We start from the raw sequence: 25,192 nt of genomic DNA, 5'->3' as shown, positions 1-25,192 counted from the left end.
TCTCGGCCAAGAGGTCCTCGGTCCACCTGATCTCGAACAGGCCCTCGACATCGCACCGCAGCAGCAGGTCGCAGATGTAATAGGGGTACAGGGTGTTCGTATCGGGGAACACCCGTTCGTCGTCGGCCACGGTTTACCGTCGTTCTTTGCTACGGCAGGTAGAGGTCCTGCTCGGCAATGGTGTCCATCGCGTCGGAGAGCCTGTTCTGCCTGGACGTCTTGTTCTCCAGGTAAGCGTCGAGGTCCGCGACCGCGATCATGCGGTGCGAGCTCCCTGGTTTGTTGCGAGCGGGAATCGTCCCCCTGTCCAGCAACTTGACCAGCAGCGGGCGGGAGATCCCGAGGTAGCCGGCCGCTTCGTTCGGCGTCATCTCGGATTCGGCGTCGGGCGCGATGATGCGGACGCGATGTCCTTCGGCTTGCTCGCGAGCGGTGTGCAGCAGCGCGTCGAGCACTGCTGCAGGCACCTCGTAGTGCACCTGCCGTCCGTCGACGACGAAGACCAGCGTGGCGGAATGCTGTTGCCGGGAGTCGACCACCTCCTCGACGCCCCGCTGCAGCCTCGACGAGGCTTCGCGGGTTGAGGCGTCCGGCCGTGCCAGCTCGAACATCAGGGTCATGGTGCCTCCTCTGCCCACTGCCAGCTTACTGCTATCTGCAGCATCTGCAATTCCACTTTCCGGGCGTCGTGGGGCTCATGCGGGGCGTGCGGGTTCCGGTTCGGTGGTGCCGGTCGGTTGCAAGGGGGTGGGGGTGGAGCGGGGCGGGAGGCTGCCGAGCAGGACCCCGGCGATGACGACCGCGCCCGCGAGGAGCTCGACGGGATGTGGCCGCTCGCCCAGGACGAGCCAGGCCGAGCTGACCCCCACGACCGGCACCAGCAGCGAGAACGGGGCGACCGTGCTCGCCGGGTGCCGCGCCATCAGCGCCGTCCAGATCCCCGAACCGAGCACCGTCGCCAGCACCGCGGTGAACGCCAGTCCGCCCAGGGCGGCCCAGCCCGTGGCGGAGGTGAACGAACCGGCGAGCGCGCGCCACCCGAGGCTCGGACCCTCGACCAGCGCGGAGAGCGCGAACATCGGCAGCGGCGGCACGATCGACATCCACAGCGTCAGGCGCAGCGGGTCCGACGCCTTCGCCTGGCGGTTGCAGAGGTTGCCGAACGCCCAGCCGAGCGCTCCGCACAGCGTGAGCACCACCGGCAGCAGCGCCGCCGCCTGCGCCCGGTGCCAGCCGATCACCGCCATGCCGAGCACCGCCACGACGATGCCGACGGCCTGCGTCGCGCGGATCTTCTCCCGCAGCAGGATTCCGCCCAGCAGCACGGTGAACGGAGCCGACGCCTGCAGCACCAGCGACGCGAGCCCGGTCGGCATCCCCGATTCCAGTGCGAGGAACAGGAACGCGAACTGCAAGGTGCCGAAGCCGAGCCCGTAGCCCAGCAGCCACCGCCACCGCACGTCGGGACGCGGCACCAGCAGCAGCGTCGGGACCGCGATCACCGCGAAGCGCAGCCCGGCGAAGAACATCGGCGGGAACCACCGCAGCGAGAAGTCGATGGCGATGAAGTTGATCCCCCACAGCACGGCCACGAACACGGCGAGGAGACGGTCTCTGGCGTTCACGCTTGCGAGCGTGCTCGGCTGTTCTGTGAAGGACAAGCAATATTGTCTGCACCATCCATGTAGCTTTGCTTCATGGAAGTGCGGAGGTTGCGGTTGCTGCGCGAGCTGGCCGATCGGGGAACGGTGACCGCGGTCGCGAAGGCGCTGGACTACACGCCCTCCGCCGTCTCCCAGCAGATCAGGGCGCTGCAGGCGGAGGCGGGCGTGCCGCTGACCGAACCCGCCGGGCGGGGGCTGCGGCTCACCGACGCGGGCTGGGCGCTGGTGACCAGGGCCGACGAGGTGCTCGCCGCGATGGACCGGATGGACGCGGAGCTCAACAGCTTCCGGTCCGCGCCGCGCGGCACGGTGCGGCTGGCGATGTTCCCGTCCGGCGCGCTGCTGGTGCTGCCCGGACTGCTGCGGCGGCTCGCGGCCGAGCCGCAGCTGCGCCTGGAGTTCCGCGACGTCGACATGACCTCGGCCGAGGTTCCGGGGCTGCTCGCGGACTTCGACGTGGTCGTGACCCACCGGGATGATCACGCGCCGCCGTTCGACGCGGGGCGCGCGGAGATCACTTCGCTCTACCGCGAACCGCTGGACGTGGCGCTGCCGCCGGGACACCGGTTGTCCGGGAACGCGCGGGTGGAGCTCACGGAACTGGCGGGGGAGCCGTGGATCGGCGTCAACGTCGGGTTCCCCGTGGACGACGTGCTGCGTTCGCTCGCGGTGCGCACCGGGACGCGGCCGGAGGTGGTGCAACGGGTCAACGACTTCCGCATCACCGAGGCGCTGGTGGCCGCCGGACACGGCGTGGCCCTGCTGCCGCGCTACCTGGTGGAGAACCCGAACCTGGTGATGCGCCCGCTCGCGGGCGTGCGCGCCGGTCGCAACGTCGAGGCCCTCACCCGCCGAGGTGGCTCCGGCCGTCCCGCCGTGCACGCGGTCCTCGCGGCCCTCCGCGCCGAATCCACGGCCATCACCACCTGAACGGCTGGGGACGAGTCGCGAGATTTCGCGAGAAGTCGAATCACCCGAACGCGGCGCCGCCGCTCACCGAAGCCGAGGTTTCGCTTCTGAGCTGGGGTGATCTTCTGCCTGGTGGTCGGTCCGGCACGCGGGGGTGTTCAATTTCTCGCGAAATTGCGGGGTCACCCGAGCGCGGTCGCGGATCAGGGTGCGCCGTGCTCGCGGGCCCAGCGGGCGATGGCGGCCACCTCGGGGGCGTGGTCGGGGAGGGTGTCCCCGGCGATGCTCACGACGGGGATGTGGCCGGGACGCGCCACGTCCGCGGGCCGCGGCACGAACCCCTTCTCGTGCACCCCGGTGCTGCCCGGCCCCGGAGTGCCCTCCGCGAGGTGGCCGGTGGTGCGCGCGTACCGCGTCAGCACCTGCGGCGTGCGCAGGTCCCGGTCCACGCCGAACCACTGCTGGCTCAGCGGGAAGAGGCCTGACAACGCGTCCCACCAGCCCTCCGCCGCCAGCAGCAGCTCCGGGTGCCGCCGCCGGAGTTCCCCCGCGAGCCGCCGGTAGCCGTCCACCAGCTCGTACCGCGGATCGTTGAACCAGTAGCCGACGGTGTCGAAGAACGCCGCGTCCACGCCGAACTCCCGCACGATCGCCGACACGGAATCGACCAGGTGCGACCGGAATCCCGGCTCGCCGGGGTTGAGGAAGACCTGATCGCCTTCGCCGGTGCGGTCCCCGTCCCAGTCGGGCCGGTTGAGCAGCTCCACGTAGCGCCCGGTGTCGTTCTGGAACACCGAGCTCCGCCAATCCGCGTACTGCGCGACGTTGGCCCCGTGGCCGCCGAACATCGGCATCAGCCGCACCCCGAGCGCGCGGGCGGCGTCGGTGAGCTCGTGGAACCCCCGCTCCCCGCCGAGGTCCGCGCCGGGCCGGTAGCGCGGGTAGTCGTGGTAGTAGCGGCCTTCCCAGCCGGGCAGGTACGCCAGCACCCGGTGCGGCTCGATGTGCCCGGTGACGAAGCGCAGCGCCTCGGCCATGGCGGGGAAGGTGTTGAACACGTGCCCCGTCCAGTGCTGGCCGTGCAGCGTGACGACCAGCGCGACGTCCCGCAGCCAGTCCGGCACGTCGCGGCGCCGCTCCCACGGTTGCAGCCGGTGCGCGCGTTCCACGAAGGACAGGTGCTCGTCGAGGTCGTCGTCGGGGACGGACACGTTGCGGCGCAGCAGGATCGGCGGCACCTGGTACCGGGGCGTTCGCGCGGAGGCGGCGGGCACGTGCACCAGCTCGACGATCCTGCCGGGCGCGTAGGCCGGCCGGTGCACGTGCAGGATCTGGCGCCGCACCAGCGGATCGCGCACGCTCAGCGTCACTTCGCCGCTCGCCGCCCAGGGCGTCGCCCAGTCCGGGCCGGGGTAGTCGAGCTGGAAGCGCCGTCCGCCGGCGCCGTGCTCCTGCCCGCGTCCGGTGTTCGCCGCCCACCACGGCAGGTCGCCGAGCCCGGCGAGCAGCAGCTTCACCGCTTTCACCGGTTCCGCGTGCCGGACGGCGATGGACCACTCGACGCGGTCGCCGCGCCGGTGCACGTCGATGTCGGCACCGCCTTCGGCGGTGCGCTGCCCGCCGAGCAGCGCGAGCCGGTCGCAGCGCAGGTGCCCGTCGTGGAACCGGGTGCTCGCGGGGTCGAGGGCGTACCCGTTGCCGGTGGTGAAGATCTGCACGGCCCAGCGGACGTCGCCGGATTCACCGGGCAGCGGGAAGTACGGGTCGCGGGGGTCGAAGCTCAGGTCCGCGTCGATCAGGGCCATGAGCGCTCCCGCGGGTTCAGGCGGACGGTTCGGTGAAGGTCGACACCTTGTCCAGCAGCGCCGCGAAATCGTCCGCCTCGTCCGCGTCGAAGATCAGCGTGTCGCCGGGTGGGAGCACGACGGCCACCCGATCGCCCATGACCAGGACCGACACGGTGCGATTCTCGCCCCCCGAGTCACGGCAGGGAATCCGCCATCGGAGGTCTTCGCTGTGGTCGTCGGTCGGCAGCATGTCGTCCAGTCCACCTCGGGCTTGATCCGGGAGCCAGTGCGGCAAAGGACGACTGAACCGCGCGCGGCGGGAAGCGACAAGTGGCGTGGACCGATCGGGTGGCAATCGTGATCAACTTCGCGAACCGGCCGGGCGGGCGACCCGGAGCGTCGCGCTGGGAAAGCGGCCGGCCCCGACAGGCCGGAGGCCCACCGGCCGCTCTCCCGAATATCCCCAGGGGTGAGTCTGATCACAGCAACCTTTTGCTGCGATGGCATTTTCGCCCTTCATGATCGTCCGCGACTACCTCCTTTAGTTGAGTGGATGCGCCGGTGGGGACGGTCCGCCCGGCGGTACCGGTAGTCCGGAAGGCGGATTCCGCGAATCGAATGTTGCGCTGTTCGGCGTCTCGCCGCGCTATGCATGATCCGGCTCCCCGCGCCCGCTCGAAAATGCGAATTCCGACGCTCCTGCCAGCGACGACGTGAATTCCTGCGGAGGGTGATCGGGTGTGCGCGCACTGCGGTCGGCGGCGGGATTGCGTCATTCGACACGGATGGATGGGATCTCGGCGCACGGTGCGAAATGGTGGGGCGGCGCAGAATGCCGGGCGCCCGGCCGAGCGAGCGCCCTCCGCCAGGCGCCGAGTTTTTCGAGGAGTGGAGTTGATCGACCGGGTGACGCCCGCGGTGACGGCGATCGTGTTCGGCGTCCTGCTGGCGGTGCTGCTGTTCGTCCCGTTCGTGGCTCGCGAATACCGCTGGCGCGGCGACATCGGCGTCGGCAGGTTGGTGGTCGTGCTCGGCTTCGTCGTGCACTGCTGGGCGTTGATGACCTACACCCTGCTGCCGCTTCCCGAGGTGTCGCCGGGTTTCTGCGCCACCGACGAGTACGCGCCGCAACTGGTTCCGCTGCACTTCCTCGACGACGTCCGCGCCGCCAGCTGGGGTGCGGGTGCGCTGGTGCGGGACCAGATGGTGGGGCAGGCGCTGCTGAACGTGGCGCTGTTCGTGCCGCTGGGCATGTTCGTGCGGCACCTGTTCCGGTTCGGCCGGTTCGGGACGATCGCGGTCGGGTTCGGCGCTTCGCTGCTGATCGAGTCGACGCAGCTCACCGGGGTCTGGTTCCTCTACCCGTGCGCGTACCGGCTGTTCGACGTGGACGACCTGCTGATGAACACGGCGGGCGCCGCGTTCGGCCTGCTGCTGACGCCGGTGCTGGAACTGGTCGGCGGGAAGCCCCCTGAGCGCCCGCTCACGCCGCGCCGGGTGACGCCGGGACGCCGCTTGCTGGGCATGGCCTGCGATGCGGCGGCGGTGACGCTGACCGGCGCCGCGCTGCACGGCGCGGCCGTGGCGGTGCTGGTCCTGACCACCGGGGCGTCGCCGTCGGTGGCGCTGCCGGAGCCCGCGCGGGCCGTGTTGAACGCCTGGCTGCCGGGGGCGTTGGTGCTGCTGGTGCCGACCTTGATCGGCAGCGGCGGCACGCTGGGGCAGCGCGCGGTGCTGCTGCGACCGGCGCTGCCCGACGGTGCGCTGCCCGGCAAGGCGCGGCTGCTGATCCGGTTGTTGTTCGGCAGCGGTCAGTACGTGCTGCTGATCGGCTTCGCCGACCTCGGTCCGGGCGAGCTGAACCGGGTGGCGGCCGGTTTCATCGCGGGCACCGCGATCGCGGTGTGGTGCACCGCGAACCACCGCGGCCTCTCCGCCTGGCTGACCGGCCTGTCCATCATGGACACGAGGATGCCGCGCTCGAAGTTCCGCCACCGCAAGGGAGATCCGTTCACCCCGGGCGAGACGATCCTCGTCGGCAGTCTCCCCACCTTCGAACCCGGCGGCCGCGACCTCCGCGACCTCGTCGACCCCAGAGGAGTCGGCGCCCACCGCCGCCCGGACTCCTGATCATCACTCGGTCGCCTTCGGGTGCGCGGTGCCCGCACCGACGACCCACACGGTCGCCCGATCCACGTCCAGCAGGTACCAGACCCGGGCGGCCCCGGTGACCTCGAGCTGCCACAGCGGCAGCGTTCGACCCTCGAACGTGCCGGTTCGCAGTGATCCCTTCATGGGATGGTGGCGCGGTGTCGGCGGCGACGGCGCGGGAGCAGAGCTCATCTGCTCCCAAGCCCACCGGGTATTGGCCGGCGCGGCCTGGCGCAGTTCGTCCCAGCCCTTTCCTGCCTTGTTGTCTCCGCAACGGACCTCCCACTTGTCCGGCCCAGCAGGGGGAGCGACTCGGTGCTTGCGCCTCGTCTGGTTCATGCGCCCGGAGGGATGGTCGCCGTACCGTGGTCTTCGGCATCATTGGTCAGCTGTGAGAACAGCTCGGGGTCGGCGTGTACCTCGGCGGTGTGCCGCCATTCCGTGATGACCTGGACAACCGGGGCGTGGTTGTCGACCGATTCAGCTGCGCGCAGAGTTTCCACCAGCTCCACGACAAAGGCTCGGACGTCTTCGGCGGGCAGGAAGCGCACCCAGGGGAAGGCTTCGGGAACGACGTCCACCAGCAGGCTCAGCGCCGCCTTGTCGTGCCGCATCATGGCGACGAACATGCGCGTGGTCGCCGAGACCAGCTCGGTCTCCTGCGCGGCATGGGCGGCTGTGGTCAACATCAGGTCCTCGTCGCCGCGGCGGCGCAGGCGCATCGTGTGAGCCGGATGGGTGTCGAGCTTCGCGAGCGTGGCCTTCGGGTGGTTGATCAGCTCGGAGAATGGTGTTTCGACCGTGGCAGCCATACTTTAAAACTAGTTTGAAAGTCGTCCGCTGGAAAGGCCGCGCAGGCCACCGAGGACACGAGGATGTCGCGCTCGAAGTTCCGCCACCGCAGGGGAGATCCGTTCACCCCACCGCCGCCCAGGCCCGTGAGCGGGACGCGCAGGCCGGAAGGGCTCTCAAGCGGGGCGGCACAGGCAGAACTCGTTTCCCCCCGCGGTGCTCGGCTTGCCGGTGAGCGCTTTCGTCCGCATCCGGCCCGCTCCCGAAGATCGCCGCGTTGGCTACCCACACCGCGATGGGCACCGCGTTCACCATGCTCGACTTCGCGACCTTGTACGACCCGGTCGTATACCTGGACAGTCTCAGCGGAGCGATCTACCTCGAAAAGCCGCGCCCGCACCCCGTTTCCGGGTGCGGGCGCGGCTCTTCCTCGCGGAGGGGTTCAGCCGGTGGTCACCGGTGGGCCCGGTTCACCGCCGAGACGACCGCGCGCAGCGAAGCCGTGACGGTGGAGGTGTCGATGCCCGCGCCCCAGAAGATCTCGTCGCCGACGGCGCACTCCAGGTAGGACGCGGCGCGCGCGTCGTCGCCCGCGGTGAGGGCGTGCTCGTTGTAGTCCATGACGCGCACGTCGTGGCCGATGGTGCTCAGCGCGTCCACGAACGCGGCGATGGGGCCGTTGCCGGAGCCGGTGATCTCCTGCTCGGTGCCGTCCACGACGACCTTCGCCGTCACCGTCTCGTGGCCCGTTTCGCCGCTGAGGGAGCGGGAGACCAGCTCCAGCGGGGTGCGCGGCTCCAGGTACTCCTCGGAGAACACCTGCCACATCGCGTCCGGCGAGACCTCGCCGCCGCCGGAGTCCGTGCGGGCCTGCACCAGCTTCGAGAACTCGATCTGCAGCTTGCGCGGCAGGTCCAGCTGGTGCTCGCTCTTCATCACGTACGCGACGCCGCCCTTGCCGGACTGCGAGTTCACCCGGATCACGGCCTCGTAGCTGCGGCCGACGTCCTTCGGGTCGATGGGCAGGTACGGGACCTCCCACTCGTTGTCGGCCACGTCGACGCCCGCGCGCTCGGCCTCGACCCGGACCGCCTCCAGGCCCTTGTTGATGGCGTCCTGGTGGCTGCCGGAGAACGCGGTGTAGACGAGCTCGCCGCCCCACGGGTGGCGCTCGTGCACCGGCAGCTGGTTGCAGTGCTCCACGGTGCGCTTGACGTGGTCGATGTCCGAGAAGTCGATCTGCGGGTCGACGCCCTGGCTGAACAGGTTCATGCCCAGCGCCACCAGGTCCACGTTGCCGGTGCGCTCGCCGTTGCCGAACAGGCAGCCCTCGATGCGGTCGGCGCCCGCCTGGTAGCCCAGCTCGGCGGCGGCGATGCCGGTGCCGCGGTCGTTGTGCGGGTGCAGCGACAGGATCACCGAGTCGCGGCGCGCCAGGTTCCGGTGCATCCACTCGATGGAGTCCGCGTAGACGTTCGGCGTGGCCATCTCCACCGTCGCCGGCAGGTTCAGGATCACCGGGTTGTCCGGGGTGGCCTGCCAGATCTCGGTGACCGCGTCGCACACCTCGGCGGCGTAGGACAGCTCGGTGCCGGTGTAGGACTCGGGGGAGTACTGGAAGCGGAAGTCGGTGTCGGAGTACTTGCTCGCGTACTCCAACGCCAGCTCGGCGCCCATCTTGGCGATCTTCTTGATGCCCTCGCGCTCCTCGCGGAACACCACGCGGCGCTGCAGGATCGACGTCGAGTTGTAGACGTGCACGATGGCGCGCGGCGCGCCCTCCAACGAGGCGAAGGTGCGCTCGATCAGCTCCGGGCGACACTGCGTCAGCACCTGGATGCGCACGTCCTCGGGGATCGCGCCGTCCTCGATGATCTCGCGGACGAAGTCGTAGTCCGTCTGGCTCGCCGCCGGGAAACCGACCTCGATCTCCTTGTAGCCCATCTTGACCAGCAGGTCGAACATGCGGCGCTTGCGGGCGGGCGACATCGGGTCGATCAGAGCCTGGTTGCCGTCGCGCAGGTCGACCGCGCACCACAGCGGGGCGCGGGTGATGCGCTGGTCCGGCCAGGTGCGGTCCGGCAGCGATACGTCTTCGACCAGCTCGTGGAACGGGCGGTAGCGGTGAACGGGCATCGAGGAACCGCGCTGCGGGTTCCACGGAGCTTGATCGGCAGGGGCCGGGCGGGACGGGGTGCGAACCTTGCCCGCGAACGGTGCTTGCGGTTCCTGCGCGGAAGTCATCTGCGTTGTCTCCTGCTGGTGGGTGTCTGAATTCGAACCAGACGACCGACAGGTTGCTACCCCGCGACGAGGGGCCGGTCTAACTGACCCCGTCGCGGCGGCGAAGCAGGAGAACGCGTGCCACGTCCGCCAGGTTAACCGCACGAGGTGCCCGGGACGCAACCCGCTATCCCACATGCTGGGTCGGCAGCGACCGCCATGCGGCGGAATGGCCTGGTCGCCGGGGAGGGCAGACTGGGGATCATGGCTGCGAAAAAGGGGCGCTCCGGTGTCGCCACCCTGATCAACGGCGCGGGCTTCCTGCTCGCCGTCATCCTGGTGCTGCACATCGTCCTGGTGCTGTTCCACCTGCCCAGCGAGAACGGGCTGGCCGATTCGGTGCGCGGCGCCGCCGAGCCGCTGGCGCTGTTCTTCCCCGGCCTGATCCAGACGACCAACGCCCAGCTCCAGCTGCTGTTCGACTACGGCCTGGCCGCCGCGTTCTGGGTCCTGGTGGCCAGCCTCCTGGCCCGCGTGTTCGGCTGAGCACCGGCCCGGATGCGCTCGGTGAGCGGCAGGTCACGAGCCAGCTACGGGAGCTACCCGGCGGTAGTTCTCGGGGGTTGTCGCGTGTCACACTTCCGGGCATGTCGGAGAACGTCGGTGGAACGACCGTCGGTGAGCAGGACGGCGACCGGGCAGGCGGCGGGCGACGGCGGCTGCGCAAGTCGTACGACTGGGCGAAGACCCGCGCGCAGGTCGTCGGAGTGCTCGCCTCGGTGGTCCGCTGGATCGGCACCCTCGCCGCGCTGGTGCTCACCGTGCACGTGGTGCTCACGGTCGGCGGCGCCAATCCGGACAACGGGATCACCCGCTTCGTGGCCGACTGGTCCCAGCCGCTCGCGCTCGGGTTCTCGAACCTGTTCACGCCGGAGAACCCGCAACTGGCCGTGCTGGTGAACTTCGGCATCGCCGCGGTGTTCTGGTTGATCATCACCTCCATCGCGGTCCGGATCATCAGGGCCTTCGGCTGACCCCGACCCGGTGATGTGATGCACCGCAACGTGTGATGCTTGCACTGAGCTGAACCACCGGTGGCGAAGTGGCGTGACAATGCACGCACTCAGCCGCTCGGCGTGGAGCGCGGATTCCCCACCAGCGAGAGGGATGTGCGTGACACGGACCGAAACGCTCGCCGCACCCACCAGGTACTCGCACGCGCTGCTGCCCGCGTGGCTGTTCCGGATGCTGCGCCCGGCTCCGCTGCCGCTGGACTGGACCCGCATCGTGGCCGCCGCCCTCGGCATCGGCGGCCCCACCCTCGCGGGCATCGCGTTCGACCGGCTCGACGAAGCGGTGCTCGTCTCCGTCGGCGCGCTGTGCGCCAGCTTCTCCGACCTCACCGGCTCCTACCGGTACCGGATCCGCCGCGTCGGGCTCACCGTGCTCAGCGGCGGGTTCGGGTTCGCCGCGGGAGCGCTGGCCCCGACGGCGCTGTGGGCGGCCGTGGTGGTCGTCGCGGTCGCGATCCCGTCCGTGCTCTCCAGCCGCGTCAACGACCTGTGCGCGGCGGCGGGCGCCCAGATGCTCACGTTCTGCGTCGTGGCCACCGGGCACGTCACGGCGGGCATCCCCGTCGGGGAGCAGATCGCGTGGTTCGTCGCCGGCGAGGTCCTGCTGCTGGTGATGGTCGCCGCGACCTGGCCGTTCCGCCGGTCCGCCCCGGCGCGGGGCGCGGTCGCGCGGGTCTTCGAGGCGCTGCTGCGGCTGTTCGACGCCGCCGGGACCGATGCCGCGATCACCGCTCGGCAGGACCTCACGAAGGCGCTCGACAACGCCCACGACATCCTCGTCGGCGGTGCCTCCATCTCCCGCAGCCGGGTGCACGACCGGCTGTACGTGATCCTCACCCGCGCCACCCCCGTCGTGGAGGCGTCGGTGGCGCTCGCGCACGCCCGGATCCGGCCCGCCGAACCCACCTTGGAGGCGATGCGCACCGTCGCGCGCTGCGTGCGGGACGGCACGACCGTGCCGCACTACCGGCCCGCCGCCTCCGGTTCGATCATGGTGCACGCGCTGGACCAGGGACTCGCCGACCTCATCGACTCCTGGCGCCGCGCCAAGGACGCAGACCTGCCGGACTACCGGGAACGGCTCGGCGCGTGGGAGCGCCTGCGGCTGTGGCGCAGCAACATCAGCATCGGCCGCACCGGGTGGCTGCTGACGTTGCGCATGGTGCTGTGCCTGTCGGTCGCCGAAGGCATCGGGATCGCGCTGCAGTTCCAGAACTCGTACTGGATCGCGATGACCGTGGCGCTGGTGCTCAAGCCGAACTCCGGGTCCGTGTTCGCCCGCACCGTGCTGCGCGGCATCGGCTCGCTGGTCGGCGTGCTCATCGCCGGACTCGTGATGCTGGCGGTGCCGTCCGGGTGGGGGCTCGCGATCGCGACGGTGCTGGTCGCCGCGTTCGTCCCCGAGGCGCTGAGCAGGCACTACGGGCTGTTCACCATGGTCGTCACGATGATCGTGCTGCTGCAGATGCACCAGAGCGACCTGTTCGTGGACCAGCTGCCCCGGGTGCGCCTGGTGGATTCGCTGCTCGGCTGCGTGCTGGTGCTCGTCATCGGCTACCTGATGTGGCCGCCGGGACGGAGCCCGGCGCTGGCGGGCAGGCTCGCCGACGCGGTGGACACCGTCTCCGAGTACGTGTCGCTGTCCATGGCCGGGCGGGTCCAGGGCCGGTCCGCGCTGCGCCGCCGCACCTACCGGGAGCTGTCGGACCTGCGGACCGCGCTGCAGCAGCAGCTGATGGAGCCCGCCTCGGTCGGACGCGCCGCCGAAGTGTGGTGGCCGTCGATCATCGTGCTGGAACGGCTGGTGGACGCCGCGACCGAACGCGCGCTGCTGATCGAGCGCGGCGGCGACGACCTGCGGCTGGAGCACACCCAGCGCATCGTCTCGACGATGCGCACCGCCGCCCGCCAGCTGCGCATCCAGCCGGACGCGCCCGCTCACACCCTCCGCAACCGCCTCACCGACGTCTACACCGAAGTCGTGTCCTGAGCGGGATCTCCGCGCTCGCGCGATCCCGCGGGCGGTCCGCGAAGCAGTCCACCGCGGCCAGTTCGAAGACCCGTGCCCGCGCCCTCGGACCCGCTCGTCCGCTGAGGCTGCGCCACCGGAACCGGATGCGGAACGCGCTCACGGGCGCACGCGTTCCGCGAGGTCCTGCAGGACGGCCCGCAACTGGTCGGCGGCCTCCCACACGTCGACGTAGCGAAGCCAGGTCGGTGCGAAGCTGAACCGCATAGTGGTGGGCTCGGCGAGGTCCACGATGACGCCGCGGGACAGCAGTTCCTGGGCCACGTAGTGGGCGTGGCGGTGGGTCACGCAGACGTGGGCGCCGCGGGAGCCCTCCGTCACCGGGACCGGTGCGACGTCCGCGGGCAGTTCCCGCAGGCAGCGCAGGAAGTAGGTGGCCAGTCCCGCCGACTTCGTCGCCAGCGCGGCGGGCGTCGCGCCGCCCAGCGCCGCCAGCCCGGCGCGCAGGTCCGAGATCGCGAACGTCGGCGGCATCGCCGGGAACGACGTGCCGCACCGCTGCACCGCCGCGAGCTCCTCCCGCCGCTGCTGCGAGGTGAACGAATAGCCCGGAGCCCCGGAACCGCCACCGAGGTAGCGGTAGCCGCAGCCGACGGCGAAGTCCGCCTCCCACGCCCGCAGGTCGACCCGCACCGCGCCGGCGGAATGGCTCAGGTCCCACAACGACAGCGCGCCGTGGCGATGCGCCTCCGCGGTGATCGCCGCCGCGTCCCGCACCGCGCCGGAGAGCGGGTCGACGTGCGACATCGCGAGGACCGCGACCTGCTCGTCGAGCAGCGCGGGCAGCTCGGCCACGTCGTCGACCATCCGCAGCGTGCAGCCCGCGAAGTCGGCGGCCGAACGCGCCAGGTAGTGGTCCGCGGCGAAGCAGTTCCGCCCGATCGCCAGCACCCGCCGCTGCGGGCGCAGCGCGGCGGCCGAGCGCAGGGCGTTGAACAGGTTCATCGAGGTCGAATCGGCGACCGCGACCTCCGCGGGCAGCGCCCCGATCAGCGGCGCCACGGCGGACGCGGCCAGCCGCGCCTGCCTGCGCAGGCCGTCGTCGACCTGCGGCCAGCCGGTGTGGTCCCAGCGGTGCTCCACGAACTCCCGCAGCCGCGCGGACGTCGACCTCGGGCGCAGGCCGCCGCTGGTGCCGTCGACCCGGATCATCCCGCCGGGCAGCGCGTAGCGGGCGCGCAGGGTGGCGAGCTCGTCGGCGCGGTCCAGCGCCTCCGCCGCCACTCTCGTGCTCGTCCACACGAGTGAGATTCATACCGCATTGATCGACTGCGCGTCACTGCCCCGTCCAGTTGGCGAAACGTCGATGAACACCGCCGGACGGGTCGTCCTCCCACGTCACGGGGGTGATGGGGTTCGCGGATTCCCGTGGGAAATGTCAGGTGAACGGCCACGCGCAACCGGTCGCCTCAGAAGCGCGGAGCGCCCCACCGGTCGGTGAACACCAGCTCCGCCAGCGCTCGCCGGGAGCGGGGAGCGCGTTCCTTCTCCTGCAACCGGTCCGGCAACCCCTCGGCCGATCCGGGCAGGCCGATCGCGATCGCCACCACCGGATCGAAGCCCGCCGGGACGTCGAACTCGGCGCGCACCGCGTCCCGGTCGAAACCGGCCATCTGATGCGCCACCAAACCCTCCGCAACCGCCTGCAGCACCAGGTTCTGCGTCGCCAGCGCCACGCCGTACTCGCCGTAGGGCAGCGGTTCGCCCTCGTCGTCGAGGGTCCGGGCCACGCCGATCGCCAGCGCCGACGCCGACTCCGCCCAGCCCCGGTTGCCGCGCGAGAGCGTGCCGTGGATCCGGTCGAACGTCGCCTCGCCACGGCGTCCGGCCAAGTACCGCGCGGGCTGCGTGTTGCCCCAGGACGGCGCCCAGCGCGCCGCCTCGAACAGCGCCCGGAACCGCGCGTCGTCGAGCTCCGCGTCCGGATCCAGCGCCCGCGGGCTCCAGCGGGCCGCCAGCAGCGGATGCAGCGGGACGGACGACTCCGCCCGCTTCCCGTCCGGTACCTCGAAATCCTCGGTCACGACTCGATCCTTCCATCGCGGCTCGCAGGGGTCAGCCGCTCCGCCGAGCGGAGCGGCACCGGCGGCGGCTCAGATCGCGTACTCCCACGCCGTCAGCGAATACGCCCCGAACCAGGCGCCGAAGCACACCAGCAGCACCGCCGAGCACACCGCCGTCGTGGCCCGCCGGTGCGCCAGCCCGATCGCCACCGGGATCAGCAGCGGGAACGCGGGCAGCATCAGCCGCACCTTCGAGTACATCAGCCCGTCCGAGCCGAGATCCATCGCCAGCACCGCGAACGCGAACAGCACCAGCGGCCACGGCATCCGGGAGCGGATGCACAGCACCAGCAGCACCAGCGCGGCCAGCACGATCCAGACGGTGAACGTCTCCAGCACCGACTTGTACTGCGTCAACGACTCGATCATGAATTTGCCGGTGGCCACGCCGCCGTCGAACGCCGTGGACCAGCCGCGCTGCTGCAACGCGAAGTAGCCGCCCAGCGAACCGGTCTGCACCGCCACCCAGCCCAGGTACAGCGCCATGCCCGATGGGGCGAGCACCGCGCCCAGCAGCGGCCACCAGCCGTCCTTGCGCTGGTACAGCGCGACGAGCGCCGCGAGCCCCACCACGCCGATCAACGCCGTCGCCGTCGGCCGCACCAGGCCGGAAGCCGCGCAGCACAACCCGGCGGGCAGCCAGTTCCGCTCCAGCACCCCGACCAGCGCCCACACGGCCAGCGCGCAGAACAGCGCCTCCGAGTACGCCATCGACAGCGTCACCGCCATCGGCGAGGCCGCGAACAGCACCACCAGCAGCAGCCCCACGCCCGCGGTACCGCCCACCGAGCGCCCGATGCGGAACAGGCCGTAGGCGGCGACGATCCCCGCGATGAGGCTCACCGTGACCGCGGACCCGGCCAGGCTGATCCCCGGCACCACGTCGAGCAGCTGCACCAGCAGCGGGTAGCCGGGGAAGAACGCCAGCGGCGTCTCCGGATTCCGGTTCCCGTGCCCGTCGACCATGCTGTTCGCGACGCCGCCGTAGCCGTGCGAAGCGATCTCCAGGTACCACTCGCCGTCCCACGCGCTGAGGTTGTCCGACAGCGCTTCGTCGTTGGCCGCGGACAGCCAGGCGAGCACCAGCAGCCCGAACAGGCGGATTGCGAGGTAAACCACACCGGGTGTCAGGAAGGCCCACCGGGCACCCAGGTCCTCGGCCCCGTCGCGGGCCCGTTCCCACCACCGTTCGACGGGACGTTCTTGCTGGTCGTCGGCCATGTTCCCGCCTCGGGAACGATGCGGCCCGACGGCCTCCGGAGTGGTGGACAAACCGCTCCTCCGCCCTTGTCGACAAACCGGCCTGACAGGTTAGTCGTCAGTCACGGCTATGGGTCTGGGCGGTAACGGTTCGGTAGGCTGGCGCAGCAGCGGAGCGACCAGGCACGGACCGCTCGACCAGCCAGGTCGAAGCTGCTTCTCGCTGGTCGCGGGGCTCCCCGGCACGCCGATCGACTCGGTGTGACCGCGCTGGTGCTCTTCGTCCACCGGCGTCAGTGTGGGACAACCCCCGCACCCGGGACGACCGCTTCCTCCGGGCACCCATACCCGAGGAACGGCGCGAGGAGGTTAGTTTCACGTGGCGCTCGTCGTCCAGAAGTACGGCGGTTCCTCGCTGGAAAGTGCCGACCGGATCAAAAAGGTCGCCGAACGCATCGTGGAGACCCGCAAAGCGGGCAATGACGTGGTCGTCGTGTGCTCGGCGATGGGTGACACCACCGACGAGATGCTCGACCTGGCCCAGCGGGTCAACCCGGCCCCGCCGGAGCGTGAGCTGGACATGCTGCTCACCGCGGGGGAACGGATCTCGAACGCGCTCGTCGCGATGGCCGTGGAGGCGCTCGGCGAGCAGGCCCGCTCGTTCTCCGGTTCGCAGGCCGGGGTGATCACCACTTCGGCGCACCAGAACGCGCGGATCATCGACGTCACCCCAGGTCGAGTACAGGAAGCGCTCGCCGAGGGGCAGGTGGTGCTCGTCGCCGGTTTCCAAGGCGTCGCGCAGGACACCAAGGACATCACCACGCTCGGCCGCGGCGGGTCGGACACGACGGCGGTCGCCGTCGCTGCCGCCATGAACGCCGACGTGTGCGAGATCTACACCGACGTCGACGGTGTCTACACCGCCGACCCGCGGATCGTGCCGGACGCGAAGCATCTGGAGCACGTCACCTACGAGGAGATGCTGGAGCTGGCCGCGACCGGCGCGAAGGTGCTGCACCTGCGCGCGGTCGAGTACGCCCGCCGCTACGGCGTCACCCTGCACGTCCGCTCGTCGTACTCACCCAAGCCCGGAACGCTCATTTCCGGCTCAGTGGAGGACCTTTCCGTGGAACAGGCGATGATCACCGGCGTCGCGCACGACCGGTCGGAGGCCAAGGTCACCGTGCGCGGTGTGCCGGACAACCGAGGCGTCGCGGGGAAGATCTTCCGCGTGGTCGCCGACGCCGAGGTCGACATCGACATGGTGTTGCAGAACGTCTCGGGCAGCAGCTCCGGGCGCACCGACATCACGTTCACGGTCTCGCGCGACAACGGCGCCGAGGCGGTCGCCGAGCTGGAGAAGATCAAGTCCGAGGTCGGCTTCGAAGAGGTCGTCTACGACGACCACGTGGGCAAGGTGTCGCTGGTCGGCGCGGGGATGCGCTCGCACCCCGGGGTGACGGCGACGTTCTGCGAGGCGCTGTCCAACGCGGGCGTGAACATCGAGATCATCAACACCTCGGAGATCCGCATCTCGGTGCTGATCCGGGACACCCAGCTGGAGGACGCGGTGCGCGCGCTGCACGGCGCCTTCGAGCTCGGTGGCGACGAAGAGGCGGTCGTGTACGCGGGGAGTGGTCGCTGATGGCTCCCACCGTTGCGATCGTCGGCGCCACCGGCGCCGTCGGCACCGTGATGATCGACATCATCAACAACCGCGACTCCGTGCCGTGGGGCGAGATCCGGCTGATCGCCTCCGCGCGCTCGGCGGGCAAGAAGATCACCGTGCGCGGGCAGGAGAGCACCGTCGTCGAGCTCGCCCCGGAGGCGTTCGACGGCGTGGACATCGTGCTGTTCGACGTGCCGGACGAGATCTCCGCGGAGTGGGCGCCGATCGCCGTCGAGCGCGGCGCGATCGCCGTGGACAACTCGGGCGCGTTCCGGATGGACCCCGAGGTGCCGCTGGTGGTGCCGGAGGTCAACCCGGAGAAGGTGCACGAGCGGCCGCGCGGCATCATCGCGAACCCGAACTGCACGACGCTGTCCATGATGGCCTCGCTGGGTGCGCTGCACCGCGAGTTCGGGCTCAAGGAGCTCGTCGTGTCCTCCTACCAGGCCGCTTCCGGCGCCGGTCAGGAAGGCATCGACCGGCTCCACGCGGAGATCGAGGCGCTGGCGGGCAAGCAGGTCGGCGCGCGCGGCGGCGACGTCGCCGAGGCGCTGGCCGCCGCCGGGTTGCCGGAGGAGACGCCGTTCAAGGCGCCGCTGGCGCTGAACGTGGTGCCGTGGGCCGGTTCGCGCAAGGACGACGGGTGGACCTCGGAGGAGCTGAAGGTCCGCAACGAGTCCCGCAAGATCCTGGGCATCCCGGAGCTGAAGGTCTCCGCGACCTGCGTGCGGGTTCCCGTGGTGACCACGCACTCGCTGGCCGTGCACGCGGTCTTCGAGCGCGAGGTGAGCGTGGCCGAGGCGCACCGGGTGTTCGAGGCGCAGTCCTCGATCGTCCTGCAGGACGACCCGGACAAGCTGGAGTTCCCCACGCCGGCGGCCGTCGTCGGTGCCGACCCGACCTACGTCGGGCGGGTGCGCCAGGCGCTGGACTTCACGAACACGCTGGACTTCTTCGTGTGCGGGGACAACCTGCGCAAGGGTGCGGCGCTGAACACCTACGAGATCGCCGAGACGCTGGTGAAGTGACCTCGCGACCTCGCTGACGGGCGCCTTCCTCCTGGCCGGGAGGAAGGCGCCCTTCTTTTGCCTGGCGGATTCAGTGTCGAACGCCAGTTCGCTCGAACGTGTGTTCATCTTCTGCCGGTCTGAAGTTCTGTTCGTCTGGTGGCGATGTATCAGGCATGACCAACACGACGCATAGCGAATACGTGCCCACCTTCGCCCACCGGCTCGCCTTGCCGGAGAGCGAATTCCGCTTCGAGATCCAACACGGGCATGCGGTCCCGCTGAGGTCTCGTCCACTGCACCAGCGCGCGGTCATCAAGGTGTGCCGCGAGCTGTCGGCCCGGATTCCGGATGCGCTGGAGGTCGTCTACCGACCTCCGCTGATCACCTCCGCGGCCGATCCGCCGACGGTGCGCCTGCCCGACGTCGTGATCACCACCGCCGAGCTGATCGATGTGAACATCGATTACCTGACCGCCGCCGACGTGCTTGGTCTGGTCGAAATCGTCGAACCGGGCTCCCGCGACCGGGATCTTGTGACGAAGCGCGCCGAGTACGCCGCTGCGGAGATCCCGTGCTACTCGACGATCGATCTCGGGGGCTTCGATTTCCGATCGTCACCGGTTCTGGTTCATCACTGGGGGACCACCCCGGAGGTGGGCGGCGTTCGCATGGTGTGGCGTGATGCGTTCGACTTCGACTTGGCCGGCTTGCTTTGGGCCTCGTCCGGACGTCCGCCATGACCTGGAACCGGGTTTCCGGTTTTCGGGACCGGCCCGGTTAGGTTGGGGTCATGAGCTCCGCACCGGTCGTTCTCGGCATTGATCTCGGCACCACGGCGACGAAGGTCGTCGCCGCCACCCGCGACGCCGAGGTGCTGCACCAGACCGAGCGCGGCTACCCGTTGCGGACCGACGAGACGGGCGAGGCGACGCAGGACCCGCGGCAGGTGCGGGACGCGGCGATCGAGGCGCTCACCGAATGCGTGACCTGGGCTCGCGAGCAGGGGCACGAGGTGCGGGCGCTCTCGTTCAGCACCGCGATGCACACCCTGGTGGGTCTGGACTCGGCCGGGGAACCGGTGACGCCGGCGTTCAACTGGGCCGACACCCGCGCCGCCGAGGTCGCGAAGCGGCTGCGCGCCGACGAGTCCGGGGCCGCCGCCGAGCTGCACCGGGCCACCGGCACGCCGGTGCACACCCAGTCGGTGATGGTGAAGCTCGCTTGGCTGACCGGGCAGCGCACCGACCTCACCGCCGGGGTCGAGCGCTGGGGCGCGCTGAAGGACTTCGTGTTCGGGGCGTTCGTCGACGAGTTCGTGACCGACTACTCGCTGGCTTCCGGCAGCGGGCTGCAGGACATGCACTCGCTGGACTGGCACGAGCCGGCGCTGGCGGTGGCGGGAGTCCGCGCCGAGCAGCTGCCCGAGATCAAGGCGCCGACCGAGTCGCTGCCGCTGACGGCTCGGATGGCCGCGGCCACCGGACTGCCCGAGGGGCTGCCGGTGGTGCTCGGCGGCGGCGACGGGCCGCTGGCGAACCTCGGGGTCGGTGCCACCAGTCCGGGGGTGGCCGCGCTGTCGCTCGGGACCAGCGGGGCGCTGCGGGTGGTGCGGGAACGGCCCGGTGTCGACGACGCGTGCCGCACCTTCAGCTACGCCCTCGCCGACGGGCTCTGGGTGATCGGCGGCGCGGTGAGCAACGGTGCCGTGGTGGGGCAGTGGGCGGCCGACACGTTCGGCGTCGACGTCGCCGACCTGCTCGACGAGGCGCTGGCCGTCGAACCGGGCGCCGAAGGGCTGCTCGCCCTGCCGTACCTGCTGGGGGAGCGGGCGCCCTGGTGGGAGCCGGGTCTGACCGGGGCGTTCGTGGGGCTGCGCAGGTCGCACGGGCGGGCCGAGATGACCCGCGCGGTCGTCGAGGGCGTGGCGCAGCAGCTGGCGCTGGTCAAGGAGGCCGTGCACGACGCGGGCGCGCACGTGCGCGCCGTGCGGGCGACCGGAGGGGGGTTCCGCAGCGAGGTGTGGGCCGCCGCGATCTCCGCGGCGCTGGGCATGGAGCTGGAACTCGCCGAGAGCAGCGGCGGGTCCGGGCTCGGTGCGGTGCTGCTGGGTTGGCGGGCGCTCGGCGAACTCGACTCCTTGGAATCCGCGTCCGAGCTGGTGCGGCCCGAACGCGTCGTCGCCCCGGACGCCGACGCGGCGGAGCTGCTCGCCCGCCGCCGCCCGCTGGTCGACCAGCTGCACCGGACGCTGCGCACCCTGGAGCTCTGACCACCCGCGTTCGGCCGCGGATCGACACCGGACCGGCATTGTTTTGACTGGTTCCAGTTTGTTCGTGGCATACTGCTGGTGCGATGAACCAGCACAGCGATCCCGGTACCGGGCACACCGACGCTGCGGACGGCCACGCGGTCGCCCTCCGCAGCCGGTTGCGCGACGCCGGGCTGCGGGTCACCAAGCCCCGCGTCGCGGTGCTGCGCTGGCTGGCGGGGCACCCGCACTCGACCGCGGACCAAGCCGTGAGCGCGGTGCGACCCGAGCTCGGCGGGGTCTCCACGCAGGCCGTCTACGACGTGCTGCGCGCGTGCACCGCGGCCGGACTGCTGCGGAGGATCGAACCCGCCGGTCACCCGGCCAGGTTCGAGGCCAGGACCGCCGACAACCACCACCACCTGGTCTGCCGCCGCTGCGGCCGGACCGAGGACGTCGACTGCGTGCACGGCGCCGCGCCCTGCCTGACCCCGTCCGACTCCGCCGGGTACGCGGTGGACGAGGCCGAGGTCGTGTACTGGGGCGTGTGCCCGGACTGCCGTTCCGCCGCACGACCGACCGGCGACCAGCTCGCCGACCCGAACCGGGGCGCCCGATCCGGTCGCGCCCCTGGCCGCTGACTGCGGCTCCCACCACAAGGATCCAGGTCCGGACCGGCGAGTCCGGACCTGGATCCGAGGGCCCAGGGCTGTCTTTGATCTTGGCCTGAGCAGGGGGCGGGTGGCGGAACCTCAGTCGTCTTCTCGCTGCGGGATCTTTTTCCCTAGTGGCTCCGCCACGAGGGAAAAAGCTGTCCTCGCGAGAAGACGACTGAGAACCCGCGGCGGTGCCGGTTGCTTTGCTGGTCACTGCTCAGCGGCTTCGCCGCTGACAGGACGATGGTCGGTGATGTCGCTTGCTTGGCGCGGCAAGCTCACGGGCGGGTTCTCAGGGCTGGACTCGGGACGCGATCAGCCGTTCGCAGCTGCGCAGCACGACGCGGACCGCGTCGCGGTGGGCTCGGTCGTGCAGCGGGTTCACCGCCTGGTCGCGCCACCGCGCGAGCGCCGCGCCCGCCTCGTCCGCCAAGATCGACTCCAGGGTGTCCGGTTCCTGGCCGAGCCGGGCCGCCGCGCCCGGGCCGTGCGACCCCAGCAGTCGCCGCGCGTCGTTCTGCAGCGGTCGCGGGAAGCTCAGCTGACCGGACTGCAACGCCGACAGCAGCCGCATCTCCTCCCACTCCGGCGCGTTCGACAGCAGCCGCTCGAACTCCCCGCGCAGCTGCTGCACGCCGGGCCGCGGGTTCGCCCGCAGCACCATGTCCACCGCCAGCAGCACCGACCGCGCCCGCAGCGCGTCCTGGCGTTCGATGAACTGCTGGTGCACCGCTTCCTGCAGGTCGTTGAGCCTGCTCGCCTCCAGCAGCGTCGCGCTCAGCCGCTTGTGGTCCGTGATGCCCTCGCCGAGCGCGGTGAACGCCTGGGCCAGGCCGAACCGCCCGAAGCGGTTCATCAGGTCCTGGCGCACGCTCGGCGGCACCGATTCCGGCGTGGGGTTGTTCGAGAACCGGTCGGAGGACAGCAGCAGCGTCTCCAACGCCTTCTCCGGCAACTGCCGCAACGCCACCAGCGCGGCGAGGTCCGCCTCGGTGAACGTGGCCGCGGCCTGCCCCAGCAGCCCGATCACCGGGATCGCGTACTGCGTGAACGACCGCACCGCAGGCTCGTCGCGGAACCGCAGCGCGATCCGCTCTGCCGCCGCCACTGCGCCGCTGCCGCCGTTGCCCATCTCGTCGGCGCGGGAGAACGTGATGATCGTGTTGATCGGCGCGCGCCGCGCGAGCTGCAACTCGTGCACCGACTGCAGGAACTGCACGTCGGTCTGCTGCGGGTAGCGCGTGAGGTAGAGTAGCGCGTCCGCCTCGGACAGGATCTGCGCGAGCGCCGAGCGGCCCGTGTCCTGCATCGCCGAGGACGACACCCCGGGCGTCTCCAGCAGCGTGATGGCCTGCAGGCCCGGCGCGGGGGCCTCGATCACCAGTCGCGACACCTCGTCCGGGCGCCAGCGCTGCAGGTCGCGGATCGTGCTCGGGTCCAGCGTCGTCACCGGCACGTTCTGCACCGCCCCGTGCGGGGTGTGCACGGTGATCCGGGGTTCCGGCCCGTACTGGTAGAACGTGTTGACCTGGGTGCTCTCCTCGGCGTCGGTCGGCGCGAGGTGCTGGCCCACCAACGCGTTGATCAGCGTCGACTTCCCGGACTTCACCCGCCCGCTGACCGCGATGCGCAGCGGCTGCTCGAGCCGTTCCAGCCGCCCGCGCAGCCAGGCCGAGGTGCGCGGGTCGTCCCGGTAGAACGTCATCGTGCGGATCAGCAGCGCGCGGGACCGCTCCAGCAGGCCGTCCTGGGGGGTGTCCGGCCTGCTCATGCCGCGGTGATGCGGTTCGCGGTCAGCATCCCGGCGCGCCTGCGCAGCAGCGCCAGCTCTTCCAGCTTCCGGCGGATCTCGCGGGCCCGGTCCTCGCGGTCGACGGCGCTGCGCTCGGCGACGCGCTTGATGTTCTGGATGTCCTTGCTGATCTCCAACTGCGCTTCCTCGGTGAGCTGGGTGAAGTGCTGGTGCAGCGCGCGGTGCGTGGCCCGGATGGCGTCCTTGGCCTCCTTGTTCACGTGGAACACGACGTGCTCCACGTAGCGCTGCGCGGTCGTCTTGGCCTCGGCCTGGCGGCGGCGCAGCCGGGCGTCCTTCTCCTCGTTGAGACTGCGGCTGCCCAGCAGCAGGCCCGCGGAGATGGACACGACGTTCATCAGCGGCAACCCGGCCATGCTGGTGATCAGGCCGAACATGAGCACGCCGCCGTAGGAGCCGCGCAGCCCGGTGAGCACCTGGTCGAGCTGCTTGTAGGTGCCGTTGCTGGGTTTCTTCAACGGCGTGACCTGGTCGAACGGGTCCGGGATGGACACCTGCTCGATCTGCGGGCGCATGCTGGGGTGCTCGCGCAGGAATTCGTCGGTGACCCGGTCGCGCAGCTGCTCGCGGCGTCCTTCGAGCCAGGCGAAGTTCTCCTCGATGGCGGTCATGAGCGCGTTGTCGAGCCACTCCACGAAGTCGTCCCACACGACCACCGGGTCGGCTTCTTCGAGCGTCTCGGCGATCTGGCCGGTGATGGCCCAGCTGCGTTCCCGGAAGTCGAACTCGATGTCGGCGAACATTTCGCCGACGCCGTCGCTGAGCGTCTTCTGCCAGCGCCCGGTGACCCGCCGCAGATCTTCGGAGCGGCGTTGGGCGGTTTCCAGTTCGATCAGCGTTTCCGCGGCGGTTCGCGGACTTTGTCCGGTGAGTTCCGCTTTCAACGTTTCGCTGAGCTCGTCGACCGCGTCGGCGACGTTCTGCGCCACGAGCCGCCGGGTGAGTTGATCGTGCTGCCCGAGTGCTTCGCCGCGCAGGTATTCGACCAGCTGCGGAAATCCGGATTCGGTGTTGAGCGTGGCGTCTTTCGCGTGCATCGCCTGCATCCGAATCGTGGAAGACACCGGAAAGATCTTGGTGTTGATGCCCGCGCCCGCGAGGTGGCGTTGATTGACTTCCACCACTTTTCGCCAATGCGGCGTTATGTCTGTTTTGGGTTGTACGACGGCCACGTTCGGGCACAGCTTGGTGACCTTCTTCAGGAAGCTCAGCTCGTTGTGCGTGAGTTCCTGGGTCGCGTCGGAGACGATCAGCAGCGCGTCGGCTTCGGCGACGACGCCGAGCGTGCGGGCGGTGAGCGTGGCGGACGTGGCGCCGACGCCCGGCGTGTCCATCAGCACCAGGCCGTCCTTGAGCACGGCGCGCGGAATGCCGACTTCGCCGCGGCTGACCGGCCTGCCGCTGCTGATGGCCTGGTCGATGCGTTCCCGCACCTGCTCCACGGGCACCGGGAACCGGTCGAGGGTGGCGTGCCCGCTCGTCGGTTCCTGCTCGATCACCTGGGCGGTGGGGTGCTCGGAATGGCGCACCAGAGTGGGCACGAGCGTGGTGGCGTCTTCGCCGGAGTCGCACACGGCGGCGTTGACCAACGCGTTGATCAGTTCGCTCTTGCCCTGCTTCGGTTCTCCCACGACCAGTACGAGCTGGGCTGGGTCCAGGACGCGCGTGCGGATCTGCCGTAGTCGGTTGTGCAGGTCGGGGCGCTGCTGCTCGGCGCATTCGGCAGTCGCGCGATCGATCAGTTCCACCATCGCCGTCTCGATCACAGGAGCGATTGTGGACCGTTCAGTGGCAGAAGAGAAACCCGAGCGGGTGACTTGTGTCAGGACTGTGGTGTGGTAACGCGAAAGCCGGGTTCGCACGAGGAGTGCGAACCCGGCTTTCGGGTCAATTCGCTTTGATCAA

General features: G+C 70.4%; 22 protein-coding genes. 10 read left to right on the top strand and 12 right to left on the bottom strand.

What is annotated here, in order from left to right; translation table 11 throughout:
* Positions 1 to 149: 149 nt before the first annotated feature.
* Both BJ969_RS27155 and BJ969_RS27150 read right to left on the bottom strand, forming a co-directional pair.
* Entirely contained in the window at positions 150 to 620 is a 471-nt protein-coding gene (locus BJ969_RS27155) for a helix-turn-helix domain-containing protein (protein ID WP_184483703.1), read from the bottom strand.
* A 75-nt stretch (positions 621 to 695) separates the two neighbouring features.
* Positions 696 to 1,625: an EamA family transporter gene (locus BJ969_RS27150; RefSeq protein WP_184483701.1), complete on the bottom strand. Its 930-nt coding sequence runs from the start codon at positions 1,623 to 1,625 to the stop codon at positions 696 to 698.
* A gap of 72 nt (positions 1,626 to 1,697) precedes the next feature.
* Between BJ969_RS27150 and BJ969_RS27145 the strand changes: the two genes are divergently transcribed.
* Positions 1,698 to 2,594 (top strand): LysR family transcriptional regulator, encoded by an 897-nt coding sequence (locus BJ969_RS27145; RefSeq protein ID WP_184483699.1) that lies wholly within the window; start codon positions 1,698 to 1,700, stop codon positions 2,592 to 2,594.
* Positions 2,595 to 2,776: 182 nt separating this feature from the next.
* Here BJ969_RS27145 and BJ969_RS27140 read toward each other — a convergent pair whose 3' ends face one another.
* Complete coding sequence (locus BJ969_RS27140) at positions 2,777 to 4,378, bottom strand: alpha-amylase family protein (protein ID WP_184483697.1); 1,602 nt, start codon at positions 4,376 to 4,378, stop codon at positions 2,777 to 2,779.
* A gap of 16 nt (positions 4,379 to 4,394) precedes the next feature.
* Positions 4,395 to 4,532 carry a hypothetical protein gene (locus tag BJ969_RS30415; protein WP_246457106.1) on the bottom strand — a complete coding sequence of 46 codons (138 nt, stop codon included), beginning with the start codon at positions 4,530 to 4,532 and terminating at the stop codon, positions 4,395 to 4,397.
* Between the two features lie 722 nt (positions 4,533 to 5,254).
* Between BJ969_RS30415 and BJ969_RS27130 the strand changes: the two genes are divergently transcribed.
* The gene (locus BJ969_RS27130) at positions 5,255 to 6,490 is read left to right on the top strand and encodes a VanZ family protein (RefSeq protein ID WP_184483693.1); all 1,236 of its coding nucleotides are present in this window, start codon (positions 5,255 to 5,257) and stop codon (positions 6,488 to 6,490) included.
* Between the two features lie 3 nt (positions 6,491 to 6,493).
* Here the strand turns inward: BJ969_RS27130 and BJ969_RS29865 are convergent, their stop codons facing one another.
* The 3 genes from BJ969_RS29865 to leuA all read right to left on the bottom strand — a co-directional run bounded on the left by BJ969_RS29865 (position 6,494) and on the right by leuA (position 9,547).
* The gene (locus tag BJ969_RS29865) at positions 6,494 to 6,655 is read right to left on the bottom strand and encodes a hypothetical protein (protein WP_246457105.1); all 162 of its coding nucleotides are present in this window, start codon (positions 6,653 to 6,655) and stop codon (positions 6,494 to 6,496) included.
* A 191-nt stretch (positions 6,656 to 6,846) separates the two neighbouring features.
* On the bottom strand, positions 6,847 to 7,323 hold the full coding sequence (locus tag BJ969_RS27120) for a DUF6247 family protein (protein WP_184483689.1): 477 nt from the start codon (positions 7,321 to 7,323) through the stop codon (positions 6,847 to 6,849).
* 433 nt (positions 7,324 to 7,756) lie between these two features.
* Positions 7,757 to 9,547 carry a 2-isopropylmalate synthase gene (gene leuA, locus BJ969_RS27115; protein WP_184483687.1) on the bottom strand — a complete coding sequence of 597 codons (1,791 nt, stop codon included), beginning with the start codon at positions 9,545 to 9,547 and terminating at the stop codon, positions 7,757 to 7,759.
* A 243-nt stretch (positions 9,548 to 9,790) separates the two neighbouring features.
* Here leuA and BJ969_RS27110 point away from each other — a divergent pair, with 243 nt between their 5' ends.
* From BJ969_RS27110 to BJ969_RS27100, 3 genes are all read left to right on the top strand, one after another.
* The gene (locus tag BJ969_RS27110) at positions 9,791 to 10,072 is read left to right on the top strand and encodes a hypothetical protein (RefSeq protein WP_184483685.1); all 282 of its coding nucleotides are present in this window, start codon (positions 9,791 to 9,793) and stop codon (positions 10,070 to 10,072) included.
* Between the two features lie 101 nt (positions 10,073 to 10,173).
* On the top strand, positions 10,174 to 10,560 hold the full coding sequence (locus tag BJ969_RS27105) for a hypothetical protein (protein WP_184483683.1): 387 nt from the start codon (positions 10,174 to 10,176) through the stop codon (positions 10,558 to 10,560).
* Between the two features lie 139 nt (positions 10,561 to 10,699).
* Positions 10,700 to 12,589: an FUSC family protein gene (locus tag BJ969_RS27100; RefSeq protein ID WP_343071616.1), complete on the top strand. Its 1,890-nt coding sequence runs from the start codon at positions 10,700 to 10,702 to the stop codon at positions 12,587 to 12,589.
* A gap of 138 nt (positions 12,590 to 12,727) precedes the next feature.
* On the opposite strand, the gene BJ969_RS27095 is transcribed toward BJ969_RS27100, so the two are convergent.
* The 3 genes from BJ969_RS27095 to BJ969_RS27085 form a co-directional block, all read right to left on the bottom strand.
* Positions 12,728 to 13,852, bottom strand: a complete 1,125-nt coding sequence (locus BJ969_RS27095; protein ID WP_343071615.1) for an aminotransferase class V-fold PLP-dependent enzyme — start codon at positions 13,850 to 13,852, stop codon at positions 12,728 to 12,730.
* A gap of 185 nt (positions 13,853 to 14,037) precedes the next feature.
* The gene (locus BJ969_RS27090; protein ID WP_184483677.1) at positions 14,038 to 14,652 is read right to left on the bottom strand and encodes a nitroreductase family protein; all 615 of its coding nucleotides are present in this window, start codon (positions 14,650 to 14,652) and stop codon (positions 14,038 to 14,040) included.
* Positions 14,653 to 14,721: 69 nt separating this feature from the next.
* The gene (locus BJ969_RS27085) at positions 14,722 to 15,912 is read right to left on the bottom strand and encodes a mannosyltransferase family protein (protein WP_184483675.1); all 1,191 of its coding nucleotides are present in this window, start codon (positions 15,910 to 15,912) and stop codon (positions 14,722 to 14,724) included.
* Between the two features lie 358 nt (positions 15,913 to 16,270).
* Between BJ969_RS27085 and BJ969_RS27080 the strand changes: the two genes are divergently transcribed.
* From BJ969_RS27080 to BJ969_RS27060, 5 genes are all read left to right on the top strand, one after another.
* Positions 16,271 to 17,536, top strand: coding sequence for an aspartate kinase (locus BJ969_RS27080; protein ID WP_184483673.1), 1,266 nt, complete (start codon positions 16,271 to 16,273; stop codon positions 17,534 to 17,536).
* The gene (locus tag BJ969_RS27075) at positions 17,536 to 18,588 is read left to right on the top strand and encodes an aspartate-semialdehyde dehydrogenase (protein ID WP_184483671.1); all 1,053 of its coding nucleotides are present in this window, start codon (positions 17,536 to 17,538) and stop codon (positions 18,586 to 18,588) included. The genes BJ969_RS27080 and BJ969_RS27075 overlap by 1 nt, the downstream gene beginning before the upstream one ends.
* A 155-nt stretch (positions 18,589 to 18,743) precedes the next feature.
* Positions 18,744 to 19,310 (top strand): Uma2 family endonuclease, encoded by a 567-nt coding sequence (locus BJ969_RS27070; RefSeq protein WP_184483668.1) that lies wholly within the window; start codon positions 18,744 to 18,746, stop codon positions 19,308 to 19,310.
* 50 nt (positions 19,311 to 19,360) lie between these two features.
* Positions 19,361 to 20,839, top strand: coding sequence for a gluconokinase (locus BJ969_RS27065; protein ID WP_184483666.1), 1,479 nt, complete (start codon positions 19,361 to 19,363; stop codon positions 20,837 to 20,839).
* A gap of 83 nt (positions 20,840 to 20,922) precedes the next feature.
* Entirely contained in the window at positions 20,923 to 21,459 is a 537-nt protein-coding gene (locus tag BJ969_RS27060; RefSeq protein WP_184483664.1) for a Fur family transcriptional regulator, read from the top strand.
* Between the two features lie 307 nt (positions 21,460 to 21,766).
* Here BJ969_RS27060 and BJ969_RS27055 read toward each other — a convergent pair whose 3' ends face one another.
* Both BJ969_RS27055 and BJ969_RS27050 read right to left on the bottom strand, forming a co-directional pair.
* The gene (locus tag BJ969_RS27055) at positions 21,767 to 23,245 is read right to left on the bottom strand and encodes a dynamin family protein (protein WP_184483662.1); all 1,479 of its coding nucleotides are present in this window, start codon (positions 23,243 to 23,245) and stop codon (positions 21,767 to 21,769) included.
* Entirely contained in the window at positions 23,242 to 25,053 is a 1,812-nt protein-coding gene (locus BJ969_RS27050) for a dynamin family protein (protein ID WP_184483660.1), read from the bottom strand. Before BJ969_RS27050 ends, BJ969_RS27055 begins: the two co-directional genes overlap by 4 nt.
* Positions 25,054 to 25,192 lie beyond the last annotated feature (139 nt).

Source organism: Saccharopolyspora gloriosae (assembly GCF_014203325.1).
GTDB lineage: Bacteria > Actinomycetota > Actinomycetes > Mycobacteriales > Pseudonocardiaceae > Saccharopolyspora_C > Saccharopolyspora_C gloriosae.
This window is presented reverse-complemented; position numbering and strand designations above follow the sequence as displayed.